Source organism: Brevibacterium sp. FAM 24630 (genome assembly GCF_049804075.1).
Taxonomy (GTDB): Bacteria; Actinomycetota; Actinomycetes; order Actinomycetales; family Brevibacteriaceae; genus Brevibacterium.
Genome location: NZ_JBNBZD010000006.1, coordinates 178453 through 187187 on the forward strand (window position 1 = coordinate 178453; position 8735 = coordinate 187187).

The window sequence follows — 8735 nt, forward strand, 5'->3', positions numbered from 1 at the left end:
CGTTGCCGAACAGGCGGCCGGGGTCGCTGAGAGGCCGAGGGCGTTCAGGAGGCCGAGGGCGTTTCAGGGAATGGCCAACCGCTCAGGCGCTTCTTCCGGGCCGGGGCATAGGTGCGCACCTTCGAGGTGCTCAGACCGAGCCCGACGAGAGATTCGGCCAGACGCACGGCCGCGGCGACGCCGTCGACGACGGGGACTGCACAGCGTTCGCGGATCGTCTCGCCGAGGTCGGCCATGCCGCCGCAGCCGAGCACGATGGTCTCGGCACGATCCTTTTCGACCGCCGCGGCGGCCTGATCGACGATCGCGGAGACCGCGGCATCGGGATTCTCCTCGATCTCGAGCACGGCCATCCCCGAAGCCCGCACGGACACGCAGTGCGCATCGAGCCCGGCCAGCAGCAGCCGATCCTCGATGAGCGGGACGGTTCGATCGAGCGACGTGACCACGGAGAAGCGGTGGCCGAGGAACAGCGCCAGAGCCGCCCCCGCCTCGGTGATGTCGATGACGGGCACGTCGAGGAGCTCCTGCAGACCCTCCCTTCCGTGCTCTCCGTACCCGGCTTGGATCACGGCATCGAACTGGCCGGAGTATTTGAGCACGGCATCCATGACACCGAGGGCGGCAAGATAGCTCTCGACGTTGCCCTCGCAGGATTCCGCCCCGAATTCGGGGGTCAGGCCGATGATCTCCGTGCCTGCCGAAGCGGCCTGCCGGGCCGCTTCGGCGATGCCTTCGGTCATGGTCTGCGTCGTATTCACGTTGACGACGAGGATTCTCATGGCGCTCCGATCAGTGCTGGGTGGGGACGGCGATCTCCTCACCGTCGACCTCACGGAAGGTGAAGTCGCGGCGGGCGATGACGAAGTAGATGAGGGCGGCGATCGCGGCGCCGGAGAACCACGAGAACTCCGAGAATCCGGCGAAGGCAGGCACGAGGGCGAAGACCAGTGAGATCACAGAGGCCGGGATGAACGCGCCGATGGCTCGCCAGTTGACGCCGCGATGGTAGAAGTACTCACCGTCCTTGGCTTCCGTGTACAGCTGCGGGACATTGACCTTGGTCTTGCGAATGACCCAGTAGTCGACCATGATCACGCCGAACAGGGGTCCCAGCAGCGCCCCGAGCCCGCCGAGGAAGTAGACGATGACCACCGGTGAGTTGTAGAGGTTCCACGGCAGGATGACGAATCCGATGATTGCGGAGATGATCGCCGCGCTGCGGAAATCGAGGTGGCGCGGGAAGAGATTCGTCAGTGCGTAGGTCGGGGCGACGAAGTTCGCCATGAGGTTGACGGCGACCGTGAGCAGCAGCAGAGACAGAGAGGCGAGGGCGAGCAGAACGGGGTTGCCGATCGACTGGACGATATCGGCCGGTGAGGTGATGACGGTGCCGTCGATCTTGTACTGGGCTCCGGCGAGCGAGATGACGACGAGACCGAAGACGAGCATGTTCACCGGGATGCCCCAGAAGTTGCCGACGACGATCGACCCCTTCTTCTTCGCAGCCCGGGTGAAGTCGGAGAAGTTGAGCACGAAGGTGCCGTAGATGGCCACCCACAGGGAGCCGCCGCCGAGGATGTGCATCCACATCGGCCACCCGGACAGGGCGTCATCGGTCGACCAGGCGATGGAGAAGTCGACGCGCACGAGCATCCAGATCGCCAGGGCGAGGAAGGTGACGAGGATGATGGGTCCGGCGATGGCTTCGTAGCGTCGGATCATCTCCATGCCGTAGCTGACGATGATGACCTGGACGATCCACAGCAGGGAGAAGGAGAACCAGCCCAGGCCCGACAGACCGAGGAACTCGGCATCGGCCCACGGCTGCAGGCCCGGGATGATCGTGAGCAGCAGAACGTTGAGCACGCTCGAGGCCAGATAGGTCTGGATGCCGAACCAGGCGATGGCGACGATTCCGCGCACCGAGGCGGCCAGCTGCGCGCCGTGGACGCCGAAGGAGATCCGGCTCATCACCGGATAGGGCACGCCCGTCTTGTATCCCATGAACCCGGAGAGGGTGAGCAGGAAGAACAGCAGTGCGGCACCGACGAGCAGAGCCACGAGGATCTGCCAGGCACCGAGGCCGAGGGCGAAGAGTCCGAGCGCGAAGCCGTAGTTGCCGAGCGAGTGGACGTCGTTGGCCCACAGGCTGAAGACGCTGTACGCCGTCCAGCTGCGCCCTTCCTTCCGCGCCGGAGCAAGGTCGGCATTGTAGAACCGAGGGCTGATCCCATGCGCTGTCAGCTGTTCGGGGCTGGGCCCCAGGCGTGCGGGCTTTGCCGCCTCCGCCGTCTCGGTTTTCCTCATGCGTCCACTCCTCGGTTCCAACGCACCCCACGCTGGGATACCAAAAGTGGGAACACAGCGCTGTAGTGCCGAAATCTGACTCGTTCAGCGTAACCTGGCTCACACGCGATTGGCAATGCAGATCACAAAGAGAAGTGTGCCGCCGAGGCAAACGGGAATGGCATACCATTCCCGTTTGCCTCGGCGGCGCGGACTGGCTTCAGGCTTCGTCTTCGACGTCCTTGGCCGTCGGGTCCCAGGCGACGACGCCGACGGCGATCGCACCGGCCAGCGGGGCACAGGCGACGATCCAGAACACGCCGGTGCCCAGCGAAGCGGCGAGGATCGGGAACATGATGAGCGAGACGATCGAGAAGGCACGCAGCACGGACTGGTTGAAGCCGATGCCGATTCCTCGCAGCCGCGTCGGATACGACAGCGTCGCGTAGTTCATGAGGTTCGCTCCCGGACCGCCGGCCTGAGCGAAGACGAAGGCCGAGAGCATGGCGACGGCGACGATGACCAGTGCCCCGTTCGGGATGCCGACGATCGCCAGCAGCCCGAGCGAAGCCGCCTGGATGATGAATCCGACGAGAGTGATCCTGCGGGTGCCGAAGCGGTTGACGATGCTCATCCCCAGCAGACCGCCGATCGTGCCGAAGCCGAGGTTGATGATCAGCGAGGAGATGATCGTGATCAGCGGCGTCTGATGGAAGAGCGTGGTGATGATGAGCGGGGTGCCGTAGGCGACGGCGTTGTAGCCGAACGTCGAGAACACGGACACGCAGAGGGCGACTATGGTGCGCACACGGTAGCGAGGAGAGAAGAGTTCGGCGAAGCCACTCCACCGTCCGCCCTTGACTGTGTCGGTCGAGGTCGCGGCCTCGCGATCCTCGGCGGGAGCGAGCTCGACATTGAGGTTGTGGTGGCTGCGCATGACTTCGACTGCTCCGCGCAGATCCCCCTGATTGGCCAGCCATTCGGGCGATTCGGCCAGGTAGCGGCGACGGACGAGGAGCACGATGAGGGCCGGTACGGCACCGAAGCCGACGACGATGCGCCACAGGATCGTGTGCTGGTCGTACGGCAGGGTGATGAAGATGATGAGCACGACGAGATAGCCGACGCCGGTGGCGAAGTACCAGGCCGGAGACCAGGCGTTGACGCGCTGTGAGCGGTTGCCTTTGCCCTTGAGTTTGGAGAATTCGGCGAGGAAGGCCATCGCCACCGGCAGGTCGAGTCCGACGCCGATTCCCATGACGAAGCGGAAGGCGATGAGCACCCACTCGTTCGGCGCCAGCGCGCAGCCGATTGCCGCGACGACGAAGAAGACCATATCGGCCATGAACAGTTTGTAGCGTCCGAACCGGTCGACGAGGTATCCGCCGAAGAGCGCGCCGATGACAGCACCGACCATGATCGAGGCATTGACGAGACCTGTCATGAAGCCGCTGAGACCGAACTGCTCTTGGATCGCGGTGATCCCGAAGGCCAGGGAGGAGAAGTCGTAGGCGTCCATGAAGATGCCGCCGAGGGCGAGGATGATGACCGCCGTCGTCTTCGTGCCCTGGGACCCGAATTCGGCGAGGACCGAGTGGATGTCGGCGGCGGAGGCCACGATCCGCGGGGGCTGGGCGGCCGATGGCGCCGGAGCTGCTGATGCTGTCTGAGCCGCGTCGGCGGCGGGATCTGTCGAAGTCACAGTCGCCAAGTATGACTCCGTCGTCGCTGAGGGTCGGTTCCGGCCGTCACACTTCGTCACCGATGCGACGAGCACGGCCGGCCCCCGCGGTTCTTCACCGACGCCGGCTCAGACGAGAGCGTGCCCGCGCTTCTCCGGAAGCAGGAACATGGCGAGGAACTGGATGACGTAGATGGTCGGCAGCAGCGCCAGTGCGAATCCGAAGCCCAGGGATCCGGCCAGCACAGCGATGACGACGGGGGCCAGGCCGCCGAGGGCTCGGCCGATGTTGAAGATGACGTTCTGGGCCGTGGCGCGGACTTCGGTCGGGTACATCTCCGCGAGCAGCGCCCCATGGCCGCCGAGCATGCCGTTGGCGAAAGCGCCCATGAAGAACCCTCCCGCGAGCAGCGCTGTCGGGTCACTGAGCTGGCTGTAGACGAGGATCGTGACGATCGCCCCGGACTGGAAGATCCAGAAGGCGGGTCGACGCCCGAGGCGGTCGGCGAACTGTCCGAAGATGAGGATTCCCGCGAGCATGCCCATCACGGTCACGCCCGTCCACAGGGAGCCCTTCGTGATGCCGAGTCCCATCTGCTCCGAGAGGTAGTTCGGCAGCCAGGTGATGATGCCGAAGTACCCGAAGTTCTGCACGCTGGTGAGGACCGTCAGGGCGAAGGTGATCGTCACTGTCTCCCGGTCTTTCGCCAGGGCGCCGATCTTCGCGGCGAAGGACTCTCGGACTGCTGCCGAGGATTCCCGCGAGGAGGCCGCGGGCCCCGCCCCGGAACCTGCCTCCTCATCGACGTCGGCTTCGGCGGTCTGCTCCTGCGCCCGGACGAAGGCCTCGGGTTCGCCGACGCCGCGGCGGACGAAGAAGACGTAGACGGCGGGGAAGAGTCCGATGACGAACAGCGCCCGCCACCCCCACCAGGCGATGACGGGAGCAGAGACGACAGCGGCAGCGAACACACCGAGCTGGAATCCCACCCCGACCCATGAGGTGGCCCGGGCACGCTGGTCGGCTCGCACTGCCTCGGCGGCCAGGGCCATCCCGATGCCGAACTCACCGCCGATGCCGATTCCGGCGACGAACCGGTACGCCGCAAGATCCCAGTACCCCTGGGCCAGGGCTGAGAGCCCGGTGAACACGGCGAAGATGAGCACCGTCCACGTGAGCACCCTGACTCGACCGTGTCGGTCGGCCAGCGCGCCGAAGACGATTCCTCCGACCACGGCGCCGAGCAGAGTGATCGTCGACAGAGATCCCGCTTCGACGTCGCTGAGTCCGAAGGAGGCGATGATGCCGGAGAGAGCGAAGCTGAGGATGAGGAGGTCGAAGCCGTCGAGTCCGTAGCCGACGGCGGCGGCGAACAGCGCCTTGCGTCGGTATCCGCGATCCTCGGCGTTGTCGGTGGTGGTCAGCGGCGTCGATGCACTCATGCGGTCTCTGTTCGGTCGACGGATCGGAAAACGGCCGCAGACCATTATGCCCCACGGCCGCTTCCGGCACCCGGCTCACTCCGTCGCGGTCAGACGCGCGCACCCTCCCCGAGGCGGTACCGAGCTCCCGTGTGATCGTCGGCCAGTCGTGGCCCGGACCCGGTGAGCTGCTCACGCACCGTGGCTCCGGCGACGGGTTCGGGCAGGAGGCCGCGGCGGCGCAGTTCGGGTGAGACGTATTTCGTGAAACGTTCGGCGTCGGCCGGTCGGACGGCGGCCGCGATGTTGAAGCCGTCGATATCGGCTTCGTCCATCCACCGCTGGAATTCGTCGACGACCGCGGCAGGCGATCCGGTGATGACCGGTCCGCGGCCGCCGAGGGCGACGAACTCCGCGAGGTCGCGAATGGTCCACGGCTTGTCTCCGGCCATGGTGGTGAAGGAGGCGAGCGCGGACTGGTTGGCATCGGTGGCCACATATTCGAGGGTGTCGTCGGGCGAGGCCCCGGAGAGGTCGACGCCGGTCCACCCGCCGAAGAGGGAGAGCGCGGATTCGGTGTCGACATAGCGGCGGTAGTCGGCCAGCCGAGCCTCTGCGGCTTCATCGGTTTCGTCGACGATGACGGTGGCCAGGGCGAAGATCTTCACGGCGTCTCGGTCCCGTCCGCGTTCCTCGAGTCCGTCACGGACCTTGTCGACCCAGCTGCGCAGGATCTGCGGTGTCGGACCGGAGAAGAAGATCGCCTCGGCGTGGTCGAGGGCGAACTCCTGTCCGCGCTTCGAGGCTCCGGCCTGGAACAGCAGCGGGGTGCCCTGCGGGCCCGGGACGGCGAGCGCCTGACCGGGCACGGTGAAGAACTTGCCGTCGTGGCCGATGTCGCGGACTTCGGCGGGGTCGACGAAGACGTTCTCCTCGGCGTCGGCCGTGAGCGCCTCGGGGGTGATCGAGCCTTCGAAGAGCTTGTACATGACTTCCATGAACTCACCGGCTCGATCGTAGCGTTCGTCGTGCGGGATCTGCCCGTCCAGCCCGAGGTTGCGGGCGGCGGATTCGACGTAGCTGGTGACGATATTCCATGCCACTCGTCCGTTCGTGAAGTGGTCGAGGGTGGTCAGGGTGCGGGCGAGCAGGTAGGGCTTCTCATACGTCACCGATGCGGTGACGCCGAAGCCGAGCGTCGTCGTCGCTGCGGCCATGGCGGGCACGGCGACCAGCGGGTCGAGCAGCGGGAACTGGACTCCCCCGCGGTTGGTGACATCAGCATTGCCGCCGTAGACATCGTAGACGCCGAGGATGTCGGCGAGGAACAGGGACGAGAACCCGCCTTCTTCGAGTGTCTGTGCCAAGTCGGTCCAGTAGGACAGCTGAGTGAAGTCCTCGACGCGCGATTCCGGATGGCGCCACAGTCCGGGTGACTGGTGGACGGGGGTCATCATGTCGAATGCGTTGAGCTGGATCGGTTTCGTCATCGAGAGTCTCCTGTGTCGGTGATTTGTGGTGCTGGTGCAGATGTGTGTCGCCTGTTCAGGCCGGGGTGCGGGAGAGCTCTCGGGCCGGGTCCTTCGCCGCCACGGCGGCGTAGAGCAGGGCTGCGACCATCGGCATGATTCCACCGCCGATGACGGTGCCCAGCTGGTAGCCCATGTTCACGCCCGAGTAGCGGACCTCGATGGGGAACTGCTCAGCGAACCATGCGGCCTGCGGCCCGTAGATCGCATCGTGGGCGAGGTTCATGCCGAGGATGACGATGAGGGGAAGAAGGCTCAGCGGACCTGCTTCGAGGTAGGCGAAGAAGAGCCACCCGAAGACGGCCACGCCGATGATGCCGCCGATGGTCACCGGCTTCCGGCCGAGTCGATCGGAGACCCAGCCCCAGGCCGGCCCCGTGACGAGTCCGATGCCCGAGGCGATCATCACGGCCGTCACCCCCGAGGTCGAGTCGCCGCGGTTCTCGGTCAGGTAGCTGAGCATGTAGACGGTGATGAGGTAGAAGACGCTGTTCTGCGCCAGTCGCAGTCCGATCGTGACGAGCAGGACGCGCGGGTGGGCGGTGAGGACTTCACGCAGCGGTGCCTTCGCGACCTGGCCGGAGTCCTTGAGCTCTTGGAATTCCGGGGCGTCGGAGACGCCGAGGCGAATCCACAGTCCCAAGGCGACGAGGAGGGCGGAGGCGAGGAACGGGATGCGCCAGCCGAAGGATTCGAACTGCTCCGTGCTCAGCAGGTTCTGCACGAGGAAGAAGGCGCTGGTCGCCAGCAGCATTCCCGCCGCCGAGCCGATCTGGGTGAATGAGCCGAAGAGTCCGCGCTTGCGTGCCGGTGCATGTTCGACCGACAGCAGCGCCGATCCGCCCCATTCGGCTCCGGCCGACAGACCTTGGACGATACGCAGCACGACGAGGGCCCCGGCCGCCCACCAGCCGATGGTCGCGAAGTTCGGCACCAGCCCGATGAGAGTCGAGGCGATGCCCATCGACAGCAGGGACACGACGAGGAGGGCCTTGCGTCCGACCCGGTCGCCGAGGTGGCCGGCGATGATGCCGCCCAACGGACGGGCGAAGAACCCGACCGCCAGGGTGGCGAAGGAGGCCAGGCGACTGCCGAGTTCGCTGTCGGAGGGGAAGAACTGGACATTGAAGATCAGCGCCGCAGCGGTGCCGTAGAGGTAGAAGTCGTACCATTCGATCGTCGTACCGGCGAAGGCCGAAGCCAACACCCGTTTCTTTCCCGCCAGCAGCCGCCGAGGCGGGGCCTGCGTCATCGGCTCGGTGACCGGACTCTGTGTCATGGCCTGCTCCTGTGCGCCCGAATGGGCATGTCGTATCGGTGTTCAGTGTCGGTTTCGCTGAGCAATCTATGCTTTGCGGCTCGGGGTCCGCCGTGCACGTCGTCACGACCCGACACCGTCCGTCACATGGGGTCACACGTCGTCGTCATATGACCTCGACCGCTGCATCTGGCGTCACAGTTTGCGATGATCGTCTCCGACGGCCTCACACAGGGGCCGTCACGCAGAACCGACAGTCAACCGAGCGATCCGCGCCGGAGCCCGCACTCGCGGGAAACTCCGATGAGCATTGCTCAACAGAGCAGCAGAGGTGAAGGAATGACGATCCTGGCAGACCCCACCACCACACATCCGTCGAGGGCGAACCAGGTCACCCCGGAAGCACTTCGCGAGACGTTCTCCCACTTCTGTGTTTTGTCAACTTTTTTCCGGCCAAAAGAGCGCCGAAAATCCAGCCAGGCGAGCATGGTTTCCAGCCGTGTGAGCTCCGCGTCCGATACGGGGAACGTGCCTACCCGTGCAGGGCTGCGGATGG

The 8735-nt window shown here is 65.6% G+C and carries 7 protein-coding genes; all 7 read right to left on the bottom strand.

The window, feature by feature from the left end; genetic code table 11:
- Positions 1-44: 44 nt before the first annotated feature.
- Positions 45-782: an aspartate/glutamate racemase family protein gene (locus ACPUD7_RS07045; protein ID WP_425119482.1), complete on the bottom strand. Its 738-nt coding sequence runs from the start codon at positions 780-782 to the stop codon at positions 45-47.
- Between the two features lie 10 nt (positions 783-792).
- On the bottom strand, positions 793-2310 hold the full coding sequence (locus tag ACPUD7_RS07050; protein ID WP_425119483.1) for an NCS1 family nucleobase:cation symporter-1: 1518 nt from the start codon (positions 2308-2310) through the stop codon (positions 793-795).
- Between the two features lie 199 nt (positions 2311-2509).
- Positions 2510-3991, bottom strand: a complete 1482-nt coding sequence (locus ACPUD7_RS07055) for an MFS transporter (RefSeq protein ID WP_425119484.1) — start codon at positions 3989-3991, stop codon at positions 2510-2512.
- 108 nt (positions 3992-4099) lie between these two features.
- Complete coding sequence (locus ACPUD7_RS07060) at positions 4100-5413, bottom strand: MFS transporter (RefSeq protein WP_425119485.1); 1314 nt, start codon at positions 5411-5413, stop codon at positions 4100-4102.
- An 89-nt stretch (positions 5414-5502) separates the two neighbouring features.
- Positions 5503-6882 carry an LLM class flavin-dependent oxidoreductase gene (locus ACPUD7_RS07065; RefSeq protein WP_425119486.1) on the bottom strand — a complete coding sequence of 460 codons (1380 nt, stop codon included), beginning with the start codon at positions 6880-6882 and terminating at the stop codon, positions 5503-5505.
- Positions 6883-6937: 55 nt separating this feature from the next.
- Positions 6938-8200 carry an MFS transporter gene (locus tag ACPUD7_RS07070; RefSeq protein ID WP_425119487.1) on the bottom strand — a complete coding sequence of 421 codons (1263 nt, stop codon included), beginning with the start codon at positions 8198-8200 and terminating at the stop codon, positions 6938-6940.
- A gap of 293 nt (positions 8201-8493) precedes the next feature.
- Positions 8494-8735 (bottom strand): hypothetical protein (locus tag ACPUD7_RS07075; RefSeq protein WP_425119488.1); only part of this gene is annotated, 242 nt, incomplete at its 5' end.

What these genes read in the sequence shown, in the direction of transcription:
- ACPUD7_RS07045 (WP_425119482.1), bottom strand. Translation starts at nt 782, where the DNA reads ATGAGAATCCTCGTCGTCAACGTGAATACGACGCAGACCATGACCGAA.
- ACPUD7_RS07050 (WP_425119483.1), bottom strand. Translation starts at nt 2,310, where the DNA reads ATGAGGAAAACCGAGACGGCGGAGGCGGCAAAGCCCGCACGCCTGGGG.
- ACPUD7_RS07060 (WP_425119485.1), bottom strand. Translation starts at nt 5,413, where the DNA reads ATGAGTGCATCGACGCCGCTGACCACCACCGACAACGCCGAGGATCGC.
- ACPUD7_RS07065 (WP_425119486.1), bottom strand. Translation starts at nt 6,882, where the DNA reads ATGACGAAACCGATCCAGCTCAACGCATTCGACATGATGACCCCCGTC.
- ACPUD7_RS07070 (WP_425119487.1), bottom strand. Translation starts at nt 8,200, where the DNA reads ATGACACAGAGTCCGGTCACCGAGCCGATGACGCAGGCCCCGCCTCGG.